Raw genomic sequence first — 21933 nt, 5'->3', positions numbered from 1 at the left:
CTTCGGATTTGGGATCTGAAGGACATTTCACTTCTTCATTACACTTCCAAACTGCTTTGTTCCAAAATTTTCCCCTCAACGCAGGGCCCCTTTTGTCTATTTGAATGCTTTAAAAAGACATTCCCAATCGGCGCAGGTCTCCTTTTGTCTAGTTAACCGCTTCTAAAAGACATTTCCTTATCACCTTTTCCGCTGTTTTCTTCCCGTTCATGATGCAGTCGGCAATCCCGACCCCGTAATAGGAGCAGCCTGCCAGCAGCACATTCGGATCGCTTTCGGCGAGTTTTCCGGTTAATGCTTCGATCGTTTTACGGTGGTTTAAATCGTATTTCGGCATGTTGTTCTGCCATTTTGTCACTTCCGCAGCCACCGGTTTACCAGTAACGCCCAATGCTTTTTCAACATCTTTCATGGCAGTTTTAATGAGCGCGTCTTTGTCCATCGCATTCAGACGCCCAAACCATTCCGGATCCGTACTTTTGTAAAAAAGGCGCAAAAGCAGGCGGCCGTTTTTCGAAGTGTGCGGCCATTTCCGGCTTGTCCATGTGCAGGCATCACACATAAGACCGCTGTCTTCCGAAACAATAAAGCCTGTGCCGTCATTTGGCAGTACCGCATCCGGCACATTGAACCCAAGATAGACGCTAATCAGCGAAGCTGTCTTCAATTTGTTAAATTCTTCATCTAAAGCAGCATTCCGGAGTAGCAATTGCGCGGCGGCATGCGGCAGCGCCAATACAACGACATCCGCTTCCAGTTTCCGCCCGTCCGATAACGCAACTACATACCCGTTTTCGCGCCGTTCAAGTGCAACGGCTTTTATCCCTTTTAAAATCTCCGCCCCGTCCGATTTCTGTTCCAAGCGGCCGATGATTTCAGAAAGTCCGTTTTCGAATGATACGAATTTTTTCCGCTCCGGCGACAAAAAGGCCTGCTTATGTTCGGACAAGCCTTTGATAATGCTGCCGTATTGGTTTTTATATTCAACGAGAAACGGCATCGTCGTCGCCAAAGTCAGCTCATGCAAATTGCCCGAATAAACGCCCGACAAAACCGGTGCGATTTGCTTTTCCACGAGTTCCTTCCCAAAAAAAGCCTCCAAAAACTCGCCGGCGGAACTGTCTTTTGTGAAAGATTGATTTTTTGTAAATAAGTCTTTTAATGCAACCAATTTTCCTTTCGTAGAAACGAGTTCGCTGCGGAAAAGCGCGTCAAGGCTTGCCGGGATGCCGAACACCGTTTCAGCGGGGATCGGCTTCAGCCCGTCTTCCCGGAAAAGGTACGAGATGCCGGTAGCGTTATGGCGTATCCGGTTTTGCAGCCCAAGTTCGTCTAAAAAGGCGGCCACCCCTTTTTTCCGCGCAACAATCGAGTCGGCCCCAGTTTCCATTGTAAATTCCCCGTGCCGGATCGTCCGGATTTTCCCCCCAAGCTCCGGGTTTTCTTCAACCAATGTTAAAGAAACTTTCGCCCCGGCCCGCTTGATTTGTTTTTGAAGTTCGTACAATGCGGTAAGCCCGGTAATCCCGCCCCCGATAATGGCAACTGATTTCAAATCCAATACCTCCGTTCAAATAAATTCTTCTTCTATTATAAATCAATCTGCGTTCTTCTATTTTTATTAAATTTGCCCAAAATGTGACAGCTTATCTTTTAAAAACTTACACCCGTTTCTATCATCTTTACAAACTCTTAACATTTCATTCATATCCGCTTAATACCGGGCCATTATCTTTAATAGTGTAAGGAGCAAGTAAACAAAACACAGGGGGCAATGAAATGAGAAAAAAGTTTGCAACATTATTTAGTTTATTAACCATCTTCGCGGTGATTGCGGCCGGATGCGGGAACGCAAACGGATCGCAGAAATCCGGCAGCAGTAATAGCAGCAGCGCGAAGCAGGAAAGCATTACTGCAGTGGGATCGACCGCGCTCCAGCCGCTCGTGCAGGAAGCCGCGACACAATACATGAATAACAATGCCGGGGCGACGATTAACGTACAGGGCGGCGGCAGTGGTACCGGGCTGAGCAAAGTTGTGGAAGGTGCTGTCCAAATCGGGAATTCCGATGTTTTTGCAGAGGAAAAAGATGGCATTGATGCAAGTAAAATCGTTGACCACAAAGTCGCTGTAGTCGGATTCGCGCCAGTTGTGAATAAAGGCGTCGGCGTGAAAAACATTACGAAGCAGCAATTAATCGGCATCTTTACCGGCAAAATTACAAACTGGAAAGAAGTCGGCGGGAAAGACCAGAAAATTGTCATCATCAACCGTGCGGAAGGCTCCGGCACGAGAACAGAGTTTGAAAAATGGGCTTTAGATGGCGCAACGACTGTAAAAGCGCAGGAACAGGATTCTTCCGGGACAGTTCAAAAAATCGTCAGCGAAACACCTGGGGCCATCAGCTATCTCGCATTCTCTTACATCAACGATAAAGTCCAGGCATTAAAAGTGGACGGGGTTGAACCGACGGAAGACAACGTCAAAACAAACAAATGGAAAATTTGGGCTTATGAACACATGTATACGAACGGCGAACCGAAAGGGTTAACGAAAAAATTCATTGATTACATGCTTTCGGATGAAGTTCAGAAAAACCTTGTTCCGAAACTCGGGTATATGTCCATTTCCGATATGAAAGTGGAACGTGATGCAAAAGGAAATGTAACAAACAAATAATATCCGCAATGGGAAATGGATGCCGGAGCAGCAAACCGGCATGCGGGACATGCACGGCGGTAGAACCCGCCGGCTTTGTCCGTTTTCCAGCTGCCGGAAATGAAAGGGGACAAACAGCATGAGCGAAAATGCACTCAAGTGGACAGAGCAGGCCGCCCATAAAGCAAAACCGCGTTCGAAAATCAAAATAGAACGGCGCGGCAAAATCATTACGTTTATCTGCATCGCCTTAATGGCGGTTGTCGCTGCATCGATTTTTGTTTTTGTTGCATCGAAAGGTTTAAGCACTTTCTTTGTCAACCATGCCAGTGTACTGGAGTTTTTTACCGGCAAGGATTGGGAACCGGGCAAAACGAATGCGGCCGGGAAGCCGATGGTCGGCGCCCTGCCGATGATTTTCGGTTCCTTTGCGGTCACGTTTTTGGCTGCCATCATTTGCGCGCCATTGGCGATCGGCGGAGCCATGTTTATGACGGAAATCTCTGCGAAAGCCGGGCAGAAAATATTGCAGCCGGTCATTGAATTGCTTGTCGGGATTCCTTCGGTCGTTTACGGGTTCATCGGTTTAAGCGCCGTTGTCCCGTTCATCCGGGAACATATATCGGGAAGTGGTTTTGGGATTGCTGCAGGAACAGTTGTGCTTGCGATCATGATTTTGCCGACGATGATGAGTTTGTCGGTGGATGCGATCCGTGCGGTGCCGGATTCGCTTCGGGAAGCATCGCTTGCGCTTGGGGCGACGCGCTGGCAAACGATCTATAAAGTTGTGCTGAGAACGGCGCGCCCGGGCATTTTAACGGCGGTCATCTTCGGAATGGCGCGTGCATTCGGCGAAGCGCTCGCCGTCCAGATGGTCATCGGCAACTCGGCTGTCATTCCAAAATCGTTGTTTGAGCCAGCATCGACATTGACCAGCATTTTAACGATGGGCATGGGCAATACCGTCATGGGGAGCGTCGAAAATAATGCGCTTTGGACGCTGGCGCTCATCCTGCTCTTGATGTCGCTCGTCTTTATAATCATCGTCCGCTTTATCGGCCGCAGGAGGAATGTATGATGAAAGCAAAAATTGCAGACCGTATCGCAACATCGGTTCTCTATTTGATCGCGCTGTTTATCGTGGCCATCCTCGTCGGGCTGCTCGGTTATATTCTGGCGAGTGGCGTTCCGCATATTAGTTGGTCTTTTATCACGTCTTCGCCGCAAACTTTTACAAAAGGCGGAGGAATCGGGCCGCAGCTGTTTAATTCCTTCTATCTATTAGTGCTGACAATGATAATCAGCATTCCGATCGCGCTTGGCGCAGGCATTTATATGGCCGAGTATGCGAAAAAGAACTGGCTCACGGACCTGCTCCGGACCGCGATTGAAGTGCTGTCATCCCTTCCGTCTATTGTTGTCGGGCTGTTCGGTTTCCTGTTCTTTGTCCTGTCAATGGGCTGGGGGTTTTCAATCCTGTCCGGCGCTTTGGCACTCTCGGTTTTCAATTTGCCGCTGATGGTGCGTGTTGTGGAAGATTCGCTGCGCGGTATTTCGCCGGCACAGCGTGAGGCAGGGCTTGCCCTCGGCGTATCGCGGTGGGAAACCATTAAATCGGTGATGCTGCCGGCTGCGCTCCCGGGGATTATCACAGGAATCATTTTGGCATCCGGCCGTGTTTTCGGAGAAGCGGCCGCCCTCATTTACACAGCGGGAATGAGCTCGCCGAATCTGGATTTCACAAATTGGAACCCGTTCGACGTCACTTCCCCATTAAACCCGTTCCGGCCGGCTGAAACATTGGCCGTCCACATTTGGAAAATCAACGGAGAAGGCATTATGCCGGATGCCGCAGCCGTTTCGAGCGGTGCTTCTGCGGTATTGATCCTTTTCATTCTCGTATTTAACTTTTCCGCGCGGTTCATCGGCAAATGGATCCACCGCCGGATGACGATGCATTAATGAAGGAGGAAACGAAAATGGTAGTATCGATGTTAGCCCGAAAAGAACAAGCAGTGATTCCGGCGGCCCCGCTTTCTGTAAACAAATCCCCGGAACAAGAGCCAAAAGCGCAGAAAATCGTGCTGGAAACGAAACATTTGTATGTCTATTACGGGGAAAAACCGGCGATTAAAAATGTCAGCCTTGCTTTTCCGGAACATCAGGTAACGGCATTGATCGGGCCGTCCGGATGCGGAAAATCGACTTATTTGAGGAGCCTGAACCGGATGAATGACGAAGTGGCGGGCTGCCGGATCGAAGGAGATATCCTTTATAAAGGGGAGCACCTGAACCGCCCGGGTGTGGATGTATTTGAAGTCAGGAAACATATCGGCATGGTGTTCCAGCGCCCGAATCCGTTCGCCAAATCGATTTTTGAAAATGTCGCTTTCGGCCCGAAACACCATGGCGTCAAAAAAGCGCTGCTTGAAGAAATTGTCGAGGAAAGCTTAAAGAAAGCGGCTTTATGGGACGAAGTAAAGGACCGCCTGCACACGTCCGCGCTTGCTTTATCAGGCGGCCAGCAGCAACGGCTTTGCATTGCAAGGGCACTTGCGATGAATCCGGAAGTATTGCTGCTGGACGAACCGGCATCGGCATTAGACCCGGTCTCAACAGGGAAAATCGAAGAGTTGATCGTGGAACTGAAGAAAGAATACACCGTTGCAATCGTCACCCACAATATGCAGCAGGCGGCGCGCATTTCCGATATCACCACTTTCTTTTACATGGGCGAACTGATTGAAGCGGGGGAAACTTCACAAATGTTTACGAATCCGAAGAAAAAACAAACCGAGGACTATTTATCCGGGAATTTTGGGTAAATTTTGGGAGCAAAAAGGAGAAGGCAAAATGGCGACAATGACGGAAGAGAGAACGGAAAACAAAACACTGATCCGCGCCGAACATGTGAATGTTTTTTACAAGGACTTTCAGGCACTGTATGATATCAATCTCGATATTTTACAAAATCATGTGACGGCATTGATCGGGCCGTCCGGATGCGGAAAATCGACGTTTCTCCGCACGTTGAACCGGATGAACGACCAGGTCCCCGGATTTCGCGCAGAAGGGAATATTTTCATCGGCGGCGAGAATATTTATGCCCCGAAAACGGATGTAGTAAGCTTGAGGAAAAATGTCGGCATGGTGTTCCAGCGTCCGAACCCGTTTCCAATGTCCATTTACGATAATGTCGCGTACGGCCCGCGCATCCATGGCGTGAAAAAGAAGCGTGTGCTCGATGACATTGTTGAAAAATGTTTGCGCCAGGCCGCTTTGTGGGATGAAGTAAAAGACCGGCTCCACACGTCAGCGATGGGGCTTTCCGGCGGCCAACAGCAAAGACTCGTGCTTGCCAGGGTGCTGGCGGTCGAACCGGGCATTATTTTAATGGACGAACCGGCGTCGGCGCTTGATCCGATTTCAACAGCAAAAATTGAAGAACTGATCCTGGAATTGAAAAACAACTATACGATTGTGATCGTCACCCATAACATGCAGCAGGCGGCAAGGGTTTCTGGCCATACGGCATTCTTTTTGAACGGCAGGGTCGTGGAATATGCTGAAACGAATACAATGTTTACCAATCCAAAATCGAAACAAACCGAAGACTATATTTCAGGGCGTTTCGGTTAATAGAAAGGCGGGACAATGGTGGCGCGGAAATTATTTGAAGAAAACCTGCAGGAATTGCACGAAAGCTTGTTGAGAATGGGGCTGCTTGTCGAAGAGGCCATCTATAAAAGCGTAAAATCTTTTACAGAAAACGATACCGTCCTGGCACAATCGGTCATAGAGAATGACAAAGCGATCAACCAATATGAAGTTGATATCGAAAAGAAATGTTTTGAACTGATAGCTACCCAGCAGCCGGTCGGGACGGATCTGCGGCGGATCGGCACGATGCTGAAAGTGGTCACCGACTTGGAACGGATGGGCGACCATGCGGTGAACATCGCAAAAATTGCGATTGAATTAAAGAATGACCTTTATTTAAAACCATTTGCCCGGATCCCGGAAATGGCGGAAACCGTCAAAGAGATGGTACATGAAGGCTTGAGTGCTTATATCACCCTTAATGAAGAAAAAGCGGTGGAAGTTTCCAAACAGGACGATCAGATCGACCGCGATTTCCGGATCATTTTTAACGAGCTGATGGAAGATATGAAGCAAAATAAAGCAAATATCCATCACGCATCGTTTATGATCCTCGTTCTCCAGCACCTCGAGCGGATCGGGGATTATGTCACAAATGTATGCGAATGGATCGTCTATTTAAAAACCGGTACGATCGTCGACTTAAACCGATAACCATGTGAGAAGATAAATCCAGTTGCTTGACGCTGGGTTTATTTTTTTTTAGAATAGTGAGAATATCAAAAGCCGTTCCCTTTTGTTTTGCATAGCATACAAAAAGGGAAGTTTTACGGTTAATGTTGGACAAACAGCAAGGAGGGAGCAAGATGGGAGTCCATCAATATTTTAAAAGCTTATCAGATTTGGAAAAAATTTACCGCTGCCCGGGAAAGTTTAAATTTCAGGAACACTCGGTGGCCAGCCATTCATTTAAAGTGGCCAAAATTGCCCAGTTTTTCGGCCATGTGGAAGAGCATGCTGGAAATGAAGTCAACTGGCGCCTGCTCTACCAGAAGGCGCTCAACCATGATTATCCGGAGCTGTTTACGGGCGATATCAAAACGCCAGTCAAATACTCGTCAAAAGAGCTTCACCAGCTGTTCAGCCAGGTGGAAGAGGAAATGACAAAGAACTTCATTAACGGCGTGTTCCCGGAAGAATACCGGGCCATTTATTTGAATTTGTTCAAAGAAAGCAAAGATGATACGCTCGAAGGAAAAATTTTATCGGTTGCGGATAAAGTCGATCTGCTTTACGAGTCTTTTGGGGAAATCCAAAAAGGGAATCCGGAACCACTGTTTTTGGAGATTTACGAGGAATCATTGCGGACGATCCTGCAGTTTTCGGAAATGGCTTCCGTCCGATATTTTTTGGATTCCATCCTGCCTGACCTGCTTTCGGAACGTTTTATTGAACATAGCGAGCTGCGCGTGATTACGAACGAAATCATTGAAAATGAATTCAAAAAATAATTCATTTTCAATGATTTTTCTTGTATTTTCAAGCCTGTTGTTCAACAATAAGGATAATGGGGAGAATTGGCTTGGAGTGGGGTGATTATGATCATACAACTGTTTGCGGCCGCTTTTTTTCCGTGCTTTCTTGTCATCTTTTTTACGAGGGTCACATTCAACCAGCTGATCGGTTTAGTACTGACGGTCGCGCTCATTGTCGCTTCGGTTTACAAAGGGTATACGCGCACATGGCCGGTATACATTATGGATGCAGCTTCTTTGACAATCGGATTTTATTTTGCTAATACAATGATACAGAGGGAAAAGAAGAAAAAGGGGAAGCAAAGCTAATCATGCGGTAGGGGAATGGCCTTACCGTTCTTTCGCATGGAAAGAAAAGGGAAAGTTTGTTCGCTTTTTGTTGGTGATGCAAGTAGATATGTGTTAAAATAAAAAGACCGAAAGACGATGCACCACCTTTAATGGTTTGAAATAAAAGCCGATTGTAAATGAGGAGGCACATGAATGGAACAGCGTGCTTTTGAACTTGTTTCGAAATATCAGCCCCAGGGAGACCAGCCGGAAGCGATCCGCCAGCTTGTCGAAGGCGTCCGTGCAGGCAAAAAAGTACAGACCTTGCTTGGGGCAACTGGTACGGGCAAAACGTTTACGATTTCCAATGTGATCAAAGAAGTCAATAAACCGACGCTCGTTATCGCCCATAACAAAACATTGGCCGGGCAGCTGTACAGCGAGTTTAAGGAGTTTTTCCCGAACAACGCGGTCGAGTACTTTGTCAGTTACTATGACTATTACCAGCCGGAAGCGTATGTGCCGCAAACCGATACGTATATCGAAAAAGATGCGAGTATCAATGATGAAATTGACAAACTGCGTCACTCGGCAACATCGGCCTTGTTTGAACGAAATGATGTCATCATTATCGCAAGCGTATCATGCATTTACGGCTTGGGTTCGCCGGAAGAATACCGCGAACTGGTCGTTTCCCTCAGGACGGGAATGGAAATCGAGCGGAACCAGCTTTTACGAAGGCTTGTCGATATCCAGTACGCCCGCAATGATATCGACTTCCAGCGTGGGACGTTTCGGGTGCGCGGTGATGTCGTCGAAATCTTCCCGGCCTCCCGCGATGAACATTGCATCCGCGTCGAGTTTTTTGGCGATGAGATTGACCGGATCCGTGAAGTGGATGCACTGACGGGTGAAATCATCGGGGACCGGGAGCATGTTGCCATTTTTCCTGCCTCCCACTTCGTCACGCGCAATGAGAAGATGCAAATTGCGATACGCAATATTGAAGCGGAACTGGAAGAAAGGCTGAAAGAGCTCCGCGACAACGGAAAACTTCTGGAAGCACAGCGCCTTGAGCAGCGGACCAGATATGATTTGGAAATGATGCGGGAAATGGGCTTCTGCTCAGGCATTGAAAATTATTCCCGCCATTTGGCGCTGCGCCCGCCCGGCTCGACGCCTTACACGCTACTGGACTACTTCCCAAAAGATTTTCTGCTCGTCATTGATGAGTCCCATGTTACGCTTCCACAAATCAGGGGAATGTTTAATGGGGATAGGGCACGTAAGCAGGTCCTTGTCGATCACGGCTTCCGGCTGCCGTCCGCGCTCGATAACCGGCCGCTCCGGTTCGAGGAATTTGAACAACATATTTCCCAGATGATTTGCGTTTCCGCAACACCGGGGCCGTATGAACTGGAGCATACACCGAAAATGGTGGAACAGATCATCCGCCCGACAGGCCTTTTGGATCCGAAAATCGACGTGCGCCCGATCGAAGGGCAAATCGACGACCTGCTCGGGGAAATCCAGGACAGGATTGCAAAAAATGAGCGCGTGCTTGTCACAACGTTGACGAAGAAAATGGCGGAAGATTTAACGGACTACTTAAAAGAAGTGGGCATCAAAGTCCAGTATCTCCATTCTGAAGTGAAGACGCTCGAGCGGATTGAAATCATCCGCGACCTCCGCCTCGGCAAATACGATGTAATTGTCGGCATCAACCTGCTGCGCGAAGGGTTGGACATCCCGGAAGTGTCGCTTGTCGCGATTCTTGACGCCGATAAAGAAGGGTTTTTACGTTCCGAACGCTCACTGATCCAGACGATCGGCCGCGCCGCACGGAATGCGAACGGCCAGGTAATTATGTATGCCGATACGATTACAGAATCCATGGAAAAGGCGATCAATGAGACGAAGCGGCGCCGTGCCGTGCAGGAAGCGTACAACAAAAAGCACGGCATTATTCCGAAAACAATCCAAAAAGACATCCGCAATGCGATCCATGCGACTTACGCGGCGGAGGAACCAGCAGCTTATGAAACGGAAGAAGAGAAGAAGCCGCTCACGAAAGAAGAACGTATGCGGCTGATTGCGGAACTGGAAGCGAAAATGAAAGAAGCGGCAAAAGCGCTTGATTTCGAACAGGCCGCGCAGCTCCGTGATGCCCTTTTAGAACTGAAAGCGGAAGGATGACCACAATGGTATTAGATAAAATAGAAGTAAAAGGGGCCCGCGTCCATAATTTAAAAGATATTGATGTGACACTGCCGCGGGACCAGCTTGTCGTGCTGACGGGATTATCCGGCTCCGGCAAGTCCTCATTGGCGTTCGATACAATTTATGCGGAAGGGCAGCGGCGCTATGTGGAGTCGCTATCCGCATATGCCCGCCAATTTTTAGGGCAGATGGACAAACCGGATGTCGATGCAATCGAAGGGCTGTCCCCCGCGATTTCGATTGACCAGAAGACAACGAGCCGCAACCCGCGTTCCACCGTCGGGACCGTAACGGAAATTTACGATTACTTGCGGCTGCTATATGCCCGCATCGGACGGCCGATCTGCCCAAACCACGGTATCGAAATTGCTTCGCAGACGGTCGAGCAGATGGTCGACCGCATCATGGAATATCCGGAGCGGACGCGGCTGCAGGTGCTGGCCCCGGTCGTATCGGGGAAAAAAGGCCAGCACGTCAAAATGCTCGAAAATATTAAAAAGCAGGGTTTCGTCCGTGTCCGCATCGATCACGAAATGCACGACCTCGGTGAAGACATCGATCTTGACAAGAATAAAAAGCATTCCATTGATATTGTGGTAGACCGGATTGTTGTAAAAGATGGGGTGCAATCCCGTCTTGCCGATTCCCTTGAAACGGCGCTGCGGCTTGCTGACGGCCGCGTCATCATCGATGTGATCGGCGAGGAAGAGCTGTTGTTCAGCGAGCATTTCGCCTGCCCGATATGCGGTTTTTCAATTGACAAGCTCGAGCCGCGCATGTTTTCGTTCAACAGCCCGTTCGGCGCCTGCCAGGAATGCGACGGGCTCGGCTCGAAGCTGGAAGTCGACCTCGATCTTGTGATCCCCGACTGGTCGCTGACATTAAACGAAGGCGCGATTGCCCCGTGGGAGCCGATTAGTTCGAAATATTACCCGCAGCTTTTAAAATGCGTGTGCGAACATTTCGGCATTGACATGGACACACCGGTAAAAGATTTGCCGAAGCACCAGATGGATAAAATTTTATACGGCTCGGGCACGGAACGAATTTATTTCCATTATGAAAATGATTTCGGCCAGGTGCGCGACAACTATATTGAGTTTGAAGGCGTAATCCGCAATATTGAACGCCGTTATCACGAGACAAGCTCCGATTTTACGCGCGAGCAGATGGAAAAATACATGGCCGAGCAGCCGTGCCCGAAATGCAAAGGCTACCGCCTGAAACCGGAAAGCCTTGCAGTGAAAATCAACGGGAAACATATCAGCGAAATCACGGATTATTCGATTGCGGAAGCCCGCGATTTTTTCACACATTTGGATTTGACGGAAAAAGAGCAGGCAATCGCAAGGCTGATTCTCCGCGAAATTGATTCCCGCCTCGGTTTTTTGGTCAATGTCGGCCTCGATTATTTGACATTGAGCCGTTCTGCCGGGACACTTTCCGGCGGGGAAGCGCAGCGTATCCGCCTCGCCACGCAGATCGGTTCGCGGCTCACAGGGGTGTTGTATATTCTTGATGAACCGTCGATCGGACTGCATCAGCGCGACAATGACCGCCTGATTGCAACGCTCAGAGAAATGGCCAATATCGGCAATACCCTGATTGTCGTGGAGCATGATGAGGATACGATGCTCGCCGCCGATTATTTAATCGATATCGGACCGGGGGCGGGCGTCCACGGCGGACAGGTCGTTGCAGCGGGAACGCCGCAGGAAGTGATGGCGAACCCGGATTCGCTGACCGGACAATATTTGTCAGGAAAGAAATTTATTCCGCTGCCTGCCAAACGCCGGAAAGGGGACGGCCGTTTTATTGAGGTCAGGGGGGCTAAGGAAAACAATTTAAAAAATATCAATGTCAAATTTCCGCTCGGTACGTTTATTGCCGTTACAGGTGTGTCCGGTTCCGGAAAAAGCACGCTCGTAAACGAAATCCTGTATAAGGGGCTTGCGCAAAAATTGTACCGCGCAAAAGCGAAGCCGGGCGCCCATAAAGAAATCAAAGGCATCGAACATTTGGACAAACTGATCGACATTGACCAGTCTCCGATCGGAAGGACGCCGCGTTCGAACCCTGCCACCTATACCGGCGTGTTCGATGATATCCGCGAAGTGTTCGCATCCACCAATGAGGCGAAAATCCGCGGCTATAAAAAAGGCCGCTTCAGCTTCAATGTAAAAGGCGGCCGCTGTGAAGCCTGCCACGGCGACGGGATTATCAAAATTGAGATGCACTTTTTGCCGGATGTATACGTACCGTGTGAAGTGTGCCACGGGAAACGGTATAACCGCGAAACGCTCGAAGTGAAATACAAAGGCAAAAATATTGCCGATGTGCTCGATATGACGGTCGAAGATGCGATTGCCTTTTTTGAAAACATCCCGAAAATCAAGCGGAAGCTGCAAACGATATTCGACGTCGGCCTCGGATATATCAAACTCGGGCAGCCGGCAACAACATTGTCCGGCGGCGAAGCCCAGCGTGTGAAACTCGCTTCCGAACTGCACAGGCGCTCGACCGGCCGTTCTTTCTACATTTTGGATGAACCGACAACCGGCCTCCATGTCCATGATATTGCCAAGCTATTGGATGTGCTGCAAAGGCTGGTGGACAACGGCGATACCGTTCTTGTGATCGAGCATAACCTGGATGTCATCAAAACAGCCGATTATATTATCGACCTCGGCCCTGAAGGCGGGGAAGGCGGCGGAACGGTTGTCGCCACCGGCACCCCGGAAAAAGTCGCCGACAATCCGGCCTCATATACCGGAAAATATTTAAAACCGATTTTGGAACGCGACCGGGCAAGAATGGAAAAACAAATGGAAAGCCTGGCGCGCTGAGCACAATTAACAGGCTTCCTCCTGCAAATGCAGGGGGAACCTGTTTTAAAAAGGCAATGGCGATATGATTAGATATCTCGTGAGATATGCGGGACTTATACGTGAAAAGCGAAAGGACTCCGGTGGAAGAAACAGTAAAAATTTGATAAAGCTTAAAATAGATAGTCTGGAACCATTTTGAGATAGAACCAGCTTGACACTTTTTAAAGAAGTATTTGAATTCTAATGTAAATAGACATATAATGAGAAAAGATTGGGGAAAAATAATAGAAGATGTCACATTATGAAAAATTAATGCCTATTACTTAACAGGGAGAGAACTGTATGAAAAAGGTGATCACATACGGAACATTTGACCTTCTTCATTGGGGGCATATCAATTTATTAAAACGCGCAAGGGAGTTGGGCGATTATTTAATCGTCGGCCTTTCAACGGATGAATTTAACGAAATTAAAAATAAAAAATCATACCACAGCTACGAAAACCGGAAATTAATTCTGGAAGCGATCCGTTATGTTGACGAAGTAATTCCGGAAAACACTTGGGAACAAAAAATAGACGATATTAAAAGGCACCATGTGGATATATTTGTCATGGGCGATGACTGGAAAGGCAAATTTGACTATCTGAAGGATTACTGTGAAGTGGTTTATTTGCCGAGAACAGTCGGAATTTCAACTACAAAAATTAAGCAGGATCTTTTCTCCGTGAAAAATGGTTAGGGAACTGTTTATTTCTTTATACTTATTGCTTTTCCGGATCATCTTTTCTATATGTAATTTATTTCCTATAGAGAGAAAAGTTTCTTTTGTTGTTTCTTTTAAAAGCAATAGTGAATATGTTTACCATGCTATTAAACAATATCCCAATCCATTTACAGTTGTGTTTTTATGCACTTCTTCTTGTTTTCATCAATTAAATGATGAACTCGCACAGGAAGAAGTTCTTCTTTTTAATTTAAAAAAACCCTTTGATTTTTTTAAAAGTATTTATCATTTGGCGACATCAAGATATATTGTTGTGGATAACTATTATGGCTTTTTGGCAGCAACAAATTTTAAAAAAGAAGTGGAATGCATACAGGTTTGGCATGCTGCAGGTGCCTTTAAAACTTTTGGTTTAAAGGATAAAAGCATAAATACCCGTACAAAGGGAGCCATCACCAGGTTTAAAAAAGTGTATTCACAATTCCATAAAATCGTGATTGGCTCAGATATTATGCAATCTATATTTAAGGAAGCTTTCGGCGTTGGTTCTGATAATTTTTTGTGTACAGGTGTGCCTAGAACGGATCTTTTTTTTGATGATCTTTTAAAAGAACAAACAATTCGCAAAATTTACCAAAAACATTCTGGATTAATGCATAAAAAAATTATCTTATATGCACCCACTTTTCGGGATTATGAGTTAAATAATTTTTCGTTGAAATTAGATTTGGCATTAATGTCTCAAGAGCTCAAAGATGATTATGTGGTCATCATTAAATTGCACCCAGTTGTTAAAAATAAGAAGGCACTAGCTGATTATAAGGGATTTATTCTCGACTTTTCACATTATGATGATATAAATGAATTATTGTTGATTACTGATATTTTGATTACTGACTATTCCTCTATTCCTTTTGAGTTTTCTCTTTTAAAGAGGCCAATGATTTTTTATCCGTATGATTTAAAAAGTTATCAAGAAAATCGGGGTTTTTGGAAAGAATATGAGCAGTTGGTACCCGGTCCTATTGCGTTTAATACGGAAGAAATTATCCGATTGATCAAAGAAAATGATTTTGATATGGAACGAATAGTTGAATTCTCAACTCAATGGAATAAATATTCAGATGGAAAGTCCAGTTATAATTTAACAAATTACTTATATCAACATAGTGAAGATCCGGCTGTCGGGAGGAGTTAAAATACATATGGTGGAAATTAAAAAATGTACATTAAAAGAACTAAAATTTCAGCAATATGATTATTTGCTTGAAATGTATGTACCTCTACATATTGCAGCCGATCATTCGCAGCTGCAATTAACACTTGTAAGTCGTTATAGAGGTTTGGAAGAAACTTATTATGTATTTGAGCTATCAAGAAGTGAAGAAATATGTATATTCGGTTCGAAAATAGAAAGAAAAGAACTTGATCACTTAATGTTGCATGATGATATTTGGGATGTATATTTAACAAAGGAAAAAATAACAGAATTGGACACCGAGGAAGATGAAGAGACAGAAGAGCCGCTCAGGTACAGGTTAATGAGTAATTTAAAACATATAGAGTTACTGTATTACATTAATCATAAAGAGAATAAAATATTATTGCCATATTCAACCAATAAAGGTAATCTCTCTTTTCAGGTAAAGAATCCGGGCATCATCGCAAAGGTTGAAAGAGCTTCTATTGATAAATCAGGGCTTATTTCTTTAAGCGGTTTTGCAGTAGATCCAACAGGTAAGGATCAGATTGAAAAAAGAACATTTATTTTACGAAATTCTGGACAGGGAATTGAACTTAAATATCCAGTTCAATTTATAGAGCGCGCGGATTTAACGGAGGAATATGGCCATCACGGCTTGGACTTTAATCATGCTGGTTTTTATGCTGAAATAAAGGCTGAAGATATCGCGCTCTTAGGGGAAGGTAAGGTACGGTATAAATCTTATTTGAAAATGGATGTGGATGGAGAGGTAAAAGAAACACCCCGCTTAAAACTGATTCCGGATAGCTCATTTTCAAGAGTAGAAAAATATATTAAAAAATTTGATGGCCGAAAGAAAAAATTTGTAGTAACCAGAACAAAAAAGAAGAAATTTTTATCAATTTCTGTGGATGACTATCGTTTTTCTACTCATGTGAAATCATTATTAAAGAAAAAACTAAGAAAGATAAAGAAGAGCAAATATACCAAAAGGGCTTACCAACTTGCTTTTAAAATAATTGGAATGCTTCCCGCTGATAAAAAACTGGTCATGTTTGAAAGTTTCCTCGGAAAGCAGTACAGTGATAATCCCCGAGCCATTTATGAATATATGAAAGAAAACCTGCACGGTTATAAGCTATATTGGAGTATTGATAAAAGGTTTATTTACAATTTCGAAAATCGGAACTTAGTCTATATAAAACGATTTTCTATAAAATGGTTATTTGCGATGGCAAGGGCACGTTACTGGGTCACAAATAGCAGGATGCCGCTCTGGATTCCGAAACCTGCCCATACAATATATCTTCAAACTTGGCATGGGACTCCATTAAAAAAATTAGCTGCTGATATGGAAGAAGTTCATATGCCGGGCACAACTACTGAAAAATATAAACGTAATTTCCTTAAAGAAGCAAGTAATTGGGATTATCTTATTTCGCCAAATGCCTACTCAACTGAAATTTTCAGAAGAGCATTCCAATTTAATAAGGAGATGCTTGAAACAGGATATCCGCGCAATGATTTTCTCTTCACCAATAATAATGCGGAAGAGATTCGTGCATTTAAAGCGAAATACGGTCTTCCAGAGGACAAAAAAGTTATTTTATATGCTCCTACTTGGAGGGATAATCAGTTTTATGGCAAAGGCAGGTATAAATTTGATTTGCCTTTAGATTTAGATAAACTAAGAGAAAAACTTGGCGATCAATATATTATTGTGGTGAGAATGCATTATCTTGTTGCAAGCAGCCTGGATTTAACACCTTATGCGGGATTTACTTATGATTTCTCTAATCATGAGGACATTAGGGAGCTGTACCTTATTGCGGATCTATTGATTACGGATTATTCTTCAGTATTCTTTGATTACGCGAATTTAAGGCGACCAATGATCTTTTTTGTCTATGATATTGATGATTATCGTGACAATTTACGTGGATTTTATTTTGATTTTGAAAAAAATGCTCCGGGTCCACTTGTGAAAACTACGGATGAAGTTATCCGCGAAATTCAAAAACTTGATGTCAATGGTTATCAGCTTCCGGAAACATTTGAGGCTTTCTACAAACGCTTCTGTTACTTAGAATCCGGAAAATCGTCCCAAAAAGTGGTGGAACGCGTTTTTCTAGGAAGGAAAGAGATATGAAGTCAGCGATTACTGTTTTAAAAGAACAAGTAAAAAGTTTTTATTTAATTTTAAGGTTATCTTCATATGAATTGCGTAGCCAAAACAAAAATAATTATCTTGGCATCCTTTGGGAAATCATTAACCCATTAATACAAATTTCGATTTATTGGTTTGTATTTGGTTTTGGGATCAGGGGAGGACATCCACGCCCTAATTATGTTCCTTGGCTGCTTGCCGGGATTTCTGTTTGGTTTTTTATTAATCCAGCGGTGATACAAGGATCAAAATCTATTTATACCAGGATACGCATGGTTGCAAAAATGAATTTTCCGCTTAGTGCAATTCCAAGCTACATTATCATGAGCAGGTTTTATCAACATTTGATGATCTTGGGACTGATTATTATATTTTTGCAATTTTTAGGTCATCCTATTTCACTGTATTATTTGGAACTTCCTTATTACATGATTAGTTCCTTAATTTTTACTCTGGCGCTTGCTTTTGTGACTTCAACTTTAGCAACTATTGTAAGGGATGTACAAAACATAGTGCAAGCCATTATGAGAATGATGATTTATTTAACACCTGTACTATGGAACCCTTCAAGTTTATCACCAACGATACAAATGGTTCTGAAATTTAATCCTTTTTATTACATTATAGAGGGTTATCGATCTTCTCTGCTTGGTAATATGGGGTGGTATTTTATAGAACATTGGCACTATACATTATACTTTTGGGCTGTTACCATTATTTTATGGATAATAGGGTCTTCTTTGCATGTGAGATTTAGAAATCGATTTGTTGATTTCTTATAAAAATTATTTATTGATGAGTTAAATGAATTTAATTTTATTGGAGGAAAATAAATTGGGAAATGTAACACCAATTTTCATTTTTAATTCATTAGATACGATTAGAGGAGGACTTACAAAAGCTGTATTGACGAGGGCCAATGCACTAATTGATACGTTTCCTCAAATATACATTTTCACACTAAAATACCAAAAAAATCATGAGCAAATTATAAATAAATTGTATGAAAGCGGAAAGCTTGATCGGCGTGTCAAAGTTTTAAATATGTTTGTTGATATTGACCCTTTTAAAGAAAAGGAAAAAGTTACTCTTGATCCAAAAATTTATGAAATCAAAGAAGATGGCTTCGTTGAATTTAAAGATAATGGCTCAAAGGAATTATCTTTTAGATACTATAAAAATGGTTTATATGTCAAATACAAACGCTTTGACAAAAAAAATCGTTTAATGTTGATTGATTATATGAACGAAGGTCGCCATCGCATTAGGAGAGAAGAATACAACCAAGATGGCACGCTTTCAAGAGTGCAACATATGGATCTGTTTCAAAATAAACCGAAACTCGAACGTTATATGAGCAAAAACGGAGAATGCTTTCTCTCCTTATGGATTGATCCAAAAACCGGAAAAGGAGGGAGATGCCAATTATATTATCCACATCCAATTGAATTTAAAAATCTTAATGAGTTGTATAGTTTTTGGATAACGGAGAAAATTAAAAAAATAGACAATCCAATTTTAATGACTGACTCCCGAAAAACGGACGAAATTTTATTGAATGTAACTGATTCAAAATGTAAAAGAATAGCTATTCTTCACAATAACCATTTTGCCAAACCATATACTGCCGGCAGTGATATTAAGGCAACATGGAAACCATTGTTTAATAATATAGAGAAATTTGATAAAGTTGTTTTTTTAACGAATGAACAAAAAAATGATGTAAGCGAGAGATTTGGTAAGCATAATCACTTTACTGTAATACCACATAGTGTTATTCCTACCTATATTGATCCAAAAATTACTTTTAATCCTTACCTCGCTGTTACTCTAGCAAGGTATGAGGAACAAAAAAGGTTGGATGAAGCTATTCACGCTTTTAAATATGTAGTTGATGCAATACCAACAGCTGAATATCATATTTATGGTTTTGGACCTGATGAAAATAAATTAAAAGAATTAATTGAAAAACTAAATCTTAATAAGAATGTTTTTTTGAAGGGATTTACAGATAACCCGACCTCTGTGTATCAAAGTGCCAGTTGCTCCATTTTGACTTCAGATTACGAAGGTTTTGGACTTGTTATCACTGAAAGTCTTGCAGCTGGAACACCTGTTATCGCATATGACATTAAATATGGTCCTAAGGATATCATACGAAATGGTATTGATGGATATCTTGTTCCTAAGGGAGATCAAAAACAGCTGGCAGAAAAAATAATTAAAATTATGACAAATCAAGACTTGCGCAATCAGTTTTCTCAAAATGCCTCAGAGGTTGTAAAAAGATTTAGTTATGAAATGTATCGACAGAAATGGGTAGAATTGTTTAAGGAATTTAAGGATGATACACCGCAAGTAGAAACAAAGCAGAGTAAAAAAACCCCCGGGCGTTTTTGGTCTCTCTTTAAAAAATAATAATTTATATAAGATAAAGTAAGTCAAATGGTTAAATCTCACAATTTTACATTTTTTGGTAAAAAATTTTTACACTGTTTTCTCTTTTATGTTTGTTCGCATATTGAAATAAATTTTTTTATCTCTAAAAGATGTTTAAAAAGTAGTAATATTTTTATGAAATTAATTCATTAAAAAACTGGGGGTTAGCAAATTGGGCAGAAAGTCACTGGCAGAATATCTGTAATTCTGCTTTCTATCTTGCTGACTTTAAGTAGTTTTGGTTATTTACCGAAAACAGTTAAAGCATTGGCGCCCCTGGTGAACCAGCTTCGAAGCCATGATGATCATGTTCTGGATGACGGTTCTAATTCTCCTCCTCGTGGCTCTCTTTTTCAGAGGGGCATCCTGTTCTCTCAAGCCTTCCTGCCCGATTATACGAAGCAGATTGTATGCAAAAACGCCGAAATGGAGAATAAGTCTATTGGTTTCATACTTCCCGGAAGGCAGGCGTTCGAGATCCAGTTCTGTCTTGATTTCACTATGGAACTGTTCGCATGTGCCATGGTCATGATAGAGCGAGACTATCACATGAGCCGGGACATCCAGGGGCGTCCAGTAGGTTTCAAATTCATATTCCGGCATCAAAAAAATCTGGCCGTCTCTTGAGATCGTTCTTTCGATCACTTTGAACACTTTCCGGACGGTTCGTTCCTGCTCATTCATTTGAATGGTTGCGGGGATAGACCCTAAATAAACTTTTTTGCCTTCCCGTTCTTCGTAGCAAATACCATGTTTTTGGGCGATTTCAATCCAGTCCTCTGCTTTTTCCTTGCGGGGATTGCGTTTAATAATAAAATCTGTTTCATTTTCCAGGAAAATCACGATATTATCCCGGCTGTCGTTTCCCGAATCAAGCCTGAAAAGCAACGGCTTGTCTGTCAGCTTTTTGGCGGATTACAAGGTTTTCCGGATAAAATCCGGTGTTCCGTTTTGGCAGTGTACGCTTCCTTTGCGCATCTCAACATTCAGACAATAGCCTTCCTGCCCGATGTAAGCGAACATGGGGGCGTAACCGTCACAGCCTTTATAGGTTCTTTCCACTCCTTCCCTTTTCGTCTGGGGATTGTCAAAGGGGGAGACATCTAGGTCAACCGGGATATATGCCTTGTCTTTGGTGTAAATAGGGCTGATTTCAGCATTTGTCCGGCGGATGAGATTCAGTGATTCTTCATGCAGGATCTCTTTCCACTTTTTCGTCAAGGCAGCCTGGTCTAGACGCTGCCTCAGGGTTGGGCTGGAAGGAACCCTTTGGATATCCAAAGCCAGTTGAAAGAAGGCATCACCCCGGAATGTTTCAATATGATCAAAATCGCTTTTACATCGCCATTGGAGCATCCGGGATTTCTGGAAATCCCCGGCAGTTTATAGGCATTTAACTTTGAAGCTAAATTTGTTTGATCTAGTAAATTTCCTACAATAATCCAGGTTGGCAACAATCCGTTCATTGGTATATTCTATAATAAATTTTTTCACTAGATCACCTGATTGTGGAATTGGTTAAATTGGATTTATGCCCATATTATACTAGATTTTAAGCGAATTGCATGACTTTGTGTGAAAATTTCGTCACGGATTCAGGTGTCAGAAAAAACGCCGTATTATGATACAATTGTGAAACTGTTGAAAGCACGTTAATCTTATGCTTATGGAAGCCCAAAAATTACAAACTATAAATCTAATACATCGAGCACAGAAGGTAAGGATCTAATCGCCAGTGTACGTTACGGAAATGACCGTAATACCGGTGTAGCAACAGTGGTTGGAAACAATCCGAAAACCGATACAACGATTAAAAATGGGTTCTAAGCATGCCAACCAAGTTTTTAAAGATGCGACAGGATTCCATTCGGAAAAACTTGTAACGGATAGTAAAGGTGTATTGACTGTCCATGTAAAAGGCACACAAAATACTCAAGTTAAGGGATATTTGTGTGTATGGGTGCCGACAGAAGATACAATGCCAACCCTTTCATTTGTGAGCGGTAAAAGAGCCGGCAAGGCCACGATTACGGCTTATTACAAAACACAAGGCGGCTATACAGTTACAAAAAAATTTACAGTAACAGTTAATTAAATAGATAGTTAGGGCTTGCTGAATAAGCAAAAATTCCAGATTTGACAAGGGTTTTAGCCACTTTTGTCGAATATAAAGTGTAAGAATTTTATGGAAAATACGTGAAAAACCTTGCACTTGGAGGCCATTTCAATGTACAAAAAAACGGAACATCAGTTAACTTTCGTAGAAGATTTTTTTCTACCATTCGG

General features: G+C 43.4%; 17 protein-coding genes and 1 pseudogene. 16 read left to right on the top strand and 2 right to left on the bottom strand.

Annotated features, from left to right (window positions below; genetic code table 11):
* Window positions 1-148: 148 nt before the first annotated feature.
* On the bottom strand, window positions 149-1555 hold the full coding sequence (hemG, locus tag GBH70_RS04840; RefSeq protein WP_151679979.1) for a protoporphyrinogen oxidase: 1407 nt from the start codon (window positions 1553-1555) through the stop codon (window positions 149-151).
* A 224-nt stretch (window positions 1556-1779) separates the two neighbouring features.
* On the opposite strand from hemG, the gene GBH70_RS04835 reads away from it, so the two are divergent.
* From GBH70_RS04835 to GBH70_RS04765, 15 genes are all read left to right on the top strand, one after another.
* Entirely contained in the window at window positions 1780-2679 is a 900-nt protein-coding gene (locus GBH70_RS04835; RefSeq protein WP_151679978.1) for a phosphate ABC transporter substrate-binding protein, read from the top strand.
* Between the two features lie 118 nt (window positions 2680-2797).
* A complete protein-coding gene (pstC, locus tag GBH70_RS04830; RefSeq protein ID WP_151679977.1) occupies window positions 2798-3736 on the top strand; it encodes a phosphate ABC transporter permease subunit PstC in 939 nt (312 codons plus the stop codon).
* On the top strand, window positions 3736-4620 hold the full coding sequence (gene pstA / locus GBH70_RS04825) for a phosphate ABC transporter permease PstA (RefSeq protein ID WP_151679976.1): 885 nt from the start codon (window positions 3736-3738) through the stop codon (window positions 4618-4620). The genes pstC and pstA overlap by 1 nt, the downstream gene beginning before the upstream one ends.
* A gap of 17 nt (window positions 4621-4637) precedes the next feature.
* The gene (pstB, locus tag GBH70_RS04820; protein ID WP_151679975.1) at window positions 4638-5483 is read left to right on the top strand and encodes a phosphate ABC transporter ATP-binding protein PstB; all 846 of its coding nucleotides are present in this window, start codon (window positions 4638-4640) and stop codon (window positions 5481-5483) included.
* Between the two features lie 28 nt (window positions 5484-5511).
* Window positions 5512-6297 (top strand): phosphate ABC transporter ATP-binding protein PstB, encoded by a 786-nt coding sequence (gene pstB / locus GBH70_RS04815; RefSeq protein ID WP_151679974.1) that lies wholly within the window; start codon window positions 5512-5514, stop codon window positions 6295-6297.
* A gap of 15 nt (window positions 6298-6312) precedes the next feature.
* Window positions 6313-6972, top strand: a complete 660-nt coding sequence (phoU, locus tag GBH70_RS04810; RefSeq protein ID WP_151679973.1) for a phosphate signaling complex protein PhoU — start codon at window positions 6313-6315, stop codon at window positions 6970-6972.
* A 152-nt stretch (window positions 6973-7124) separates the two neighbouring features.
* Window positions 7125-7769, top strand: coding sequence for an HD domain-containing protein (locus GBH70_RS04805; RefSeq protein WP_151679972.1), 645 nt, complete (start codon window positions 7125-7127; stop codon window positions 7767-7769).
* Between the two features lie 87 nt (window positions 7770-7856).
* A complete protein-coding gene (locus tag GBH70_RS04800; RefSeq protein WP_151679971.1) occupies window positions 7857-8102 on the top strand; it encodes a CsbA family protein in 246 nt (81 codons plus the stop codon).
* 174 nt (window positions 8103-8276) lie between these two features.
* Complete coding sequence (gene uvrB, locus GBH70_RS04795) at window positions 8277-10259, top strand: excinuclease ABC subunit UvrB (RefSeq protein WP_151679970.1); 1983 nt, start codon at window positions 8277-8279, stop codon at window positions 10257-10259.
* Between the two features lie 5 nt (window positions 10260-10264).
* Window positions 10265-13129 carry an excinuclease ABC subunit UvrA gene (gene uvrA, locus GBH70_RS04790; RefSeq protein WP_151679969.1) on the top strand — a complete coding sequence of 955 codons (2865 nt, stop codon included), beginning with the start codon at window positions 10265-10267 and terminating at the stop codon, window positions 13127-13129.
* Window positions 13130-13453: 324 nt separating this feature from the next.
* Window positions 13454-13852 carry a glycerol-3-phosphate cytidylyltransferase gene (gene tagD / locus GBH70_RS04785; protein ID WP_151679968.1) on the top strand — a complete coding sequence of 133 codons (399 nt, stop codon included), beginning with the start codon at window positions 13454-13456 and terminating at the stop codon, window positions 13850-13852.
* Window positions 13845-15035 (top strand): CDP-glycerol glycerophosphotransferase family protein, encoded by a 1191-nt coding sequence (locus GBH70_RS04780; protein ID WP_151679967.1) that lies wholly within the window; start codon window positions 13845-13847, stop codon window positions 15033-15035. The genes tagD and GBH70_RS04780 overlap by 8 nt, the downstream gene beginning before the upstream one ends.
* A 7-nt stretch (window positions 15036-15042) precedes the next feature.
* A complete protein-coding gene (locus GBH70_RS04775) occupies window positions 15043-17190 on the top strand; it encodes a CDP-glycerol glycerophosphotransferase family protein (RefSeq protein ID WP_151679966.1) in 2148 nt (715 codons plus the stop codon).
* On the top strand, window positions 17187-17990 hold the full coding sequence (locus tag GBH70_RS04770) for an ABC transporter permease (protein WP_151679965.1): 804 nt from the start codon (window positions 17187-17189) through the stop codon (window positions 17988-17990). Before GBH70_RS04775 ends, GBH70_RS04770 begins: the two co-directional genes overlap by 4 nt.
* 52 nt (window positions 17991-18042) lie before the next feature.
* The gene (locus tag GBH70_RS04765) at window positions 18043-19626 is read left to right on the top strand and encodes a glycosyltransferase (RefSeq protein ID WP_253693500.1); all 1584 of its coding nucleotides are present in this window, start codon (window positions 18043-18045) and stop codon (window positions 19624-19626) included.
* A 288-nt stretch (window positions 19627-19914) separates the two neighbouring features.
* On the opposite strand, the pseudogene GBH70_RS16655 reads toward GBH70_RS04765, so the two are convergent.
* Window positions 19915-20985, bottom strand: a pseudogene (locus GBH70_RS16655) (IS1380 family transposase); the annotation flags it as partial.
* A 442-nt stretch (window positions 20986-21427) separates the two neighbouring features.
* Between GBH70_RS16655 and GBH70_RS17095 the strand changes: the two are divergent.
* A complete protein-coding gene (locus GBH70_RS17095) occupies window positions 21428-21742 on the top strand; it encodes a hypothetical protein (RefSeq protein ID WP_253693497.1) in 315 nt (104 codons plus the stop codon).
* Window positions 21743-21933 lie beyond the last annotated feature (191 nt).

Origin of the sequence: Weizmannia acidilactici (assembly GCF_008974225.1) — a bacterium.
In the GTDB taxonomy this organism is placed as follows: domain Bacteria; phylum Bacillota; class Bacilli; order Bacillales; family Bacillaceae_C; genus Weizmannia; species Weizmannia acidilactici.
This window is presented reverse-complemented; position numbering and strand designations above follow the sequence as displayed.

Bases quoted from the DNA above. Each gene is read 5' to 3' on its own strand.
- pstB (WP_151679974.1), top strand. From the start codon at position 5,512: ATGGCGACAATGACGGAAGAGAGAACGGAAAACAAAACACTGATCCGC.
- pstA (WP_151679976.1), top strand. From the start codon at position 3,736: ATGAAAGCAAAAATTGCAGACCGTATCGCAACATCGGTTCTCTATTTG.
- GBH70_RS04800 (WP_151679971.1), top strand. From the start codon at position 7,857: ATGATCATACAACTGTTTGCGGCCGCTTTTTTTCCGTGCTTTCTTGTC.
- uvrA (WP_151679969.1), top strand. From the start codon at position 10,265: ATGGTATTAGATAAAATAGAAGTAAAAGGGGCCCGCGTCCATAATTTA.
- GBH70_RS04805 (WP_151679972.1), top strand. From the start codon at position 7,125: ATGGGAGTCCATCAATATTTTAAAAGCTTATCAGATTTGGAAAAAATT.
- GBH70_RS04775 (WP_151679966.1), top strand. From the start codon at position 15,043: ATGGTGGAAATTAAAAAATGTACATTAAAAGAACTAAAATTTCAGCAA.
- GBH70_RS04835 (WP_151679978.1), top strand. From the start codon at position 1,780: ATGAGAAAAAAGTTTGCAACATTATTTAGTTTATTAACCATCTTCGCG.
- tagD (WP_151679968.1), top strand. From the start codon at position 13,454: ATGAAAAAGGTGATCACATACGGAACATTTGACCTTCTTCATTGGGGG.
- GBH70_RS04780 (WP_151679967.1), top strand. From the start codon at position 13,845: ATGGTTAGGGAACTGTTTATTTCTTTATACTTATTGCTTTTCCGGATC.
- uvrB (WP_151679970.1), top strand. From the start codon at position 8,277: ATGGAACAGCGTGCTTTTGAACTTGTTTCGAAATATCAGCCCCAGGGA.
- pstC (WP_151679977.1), top strand. From the start codon at position 2,798: ATGAGCGAAAATGCACTCAAGTGGACAGAGCAGGCCGCCCATAAAGCA.
- pstB (WP_151679975.1), top strand. From the start codon at position 4,638: ATGGTAGTATCGATGTTAGCCCGAAAAGAACAAGCAGTGATTCCGGCG.
- GBH70_RS04770 (WP_151679965.1), top strand. From the start codon at position 17,187: ATGAAGTCAGCGATTACTGTTTTAAAAGAACAAGTAAAAAGTTTTTAT.
- phoU (WP_151679973.1), top strand. From the start codon at position 6,313: ATGGTGGCGCGGAAATTATTTGAAGAAAACCTGCAGGAATTGCACGAA.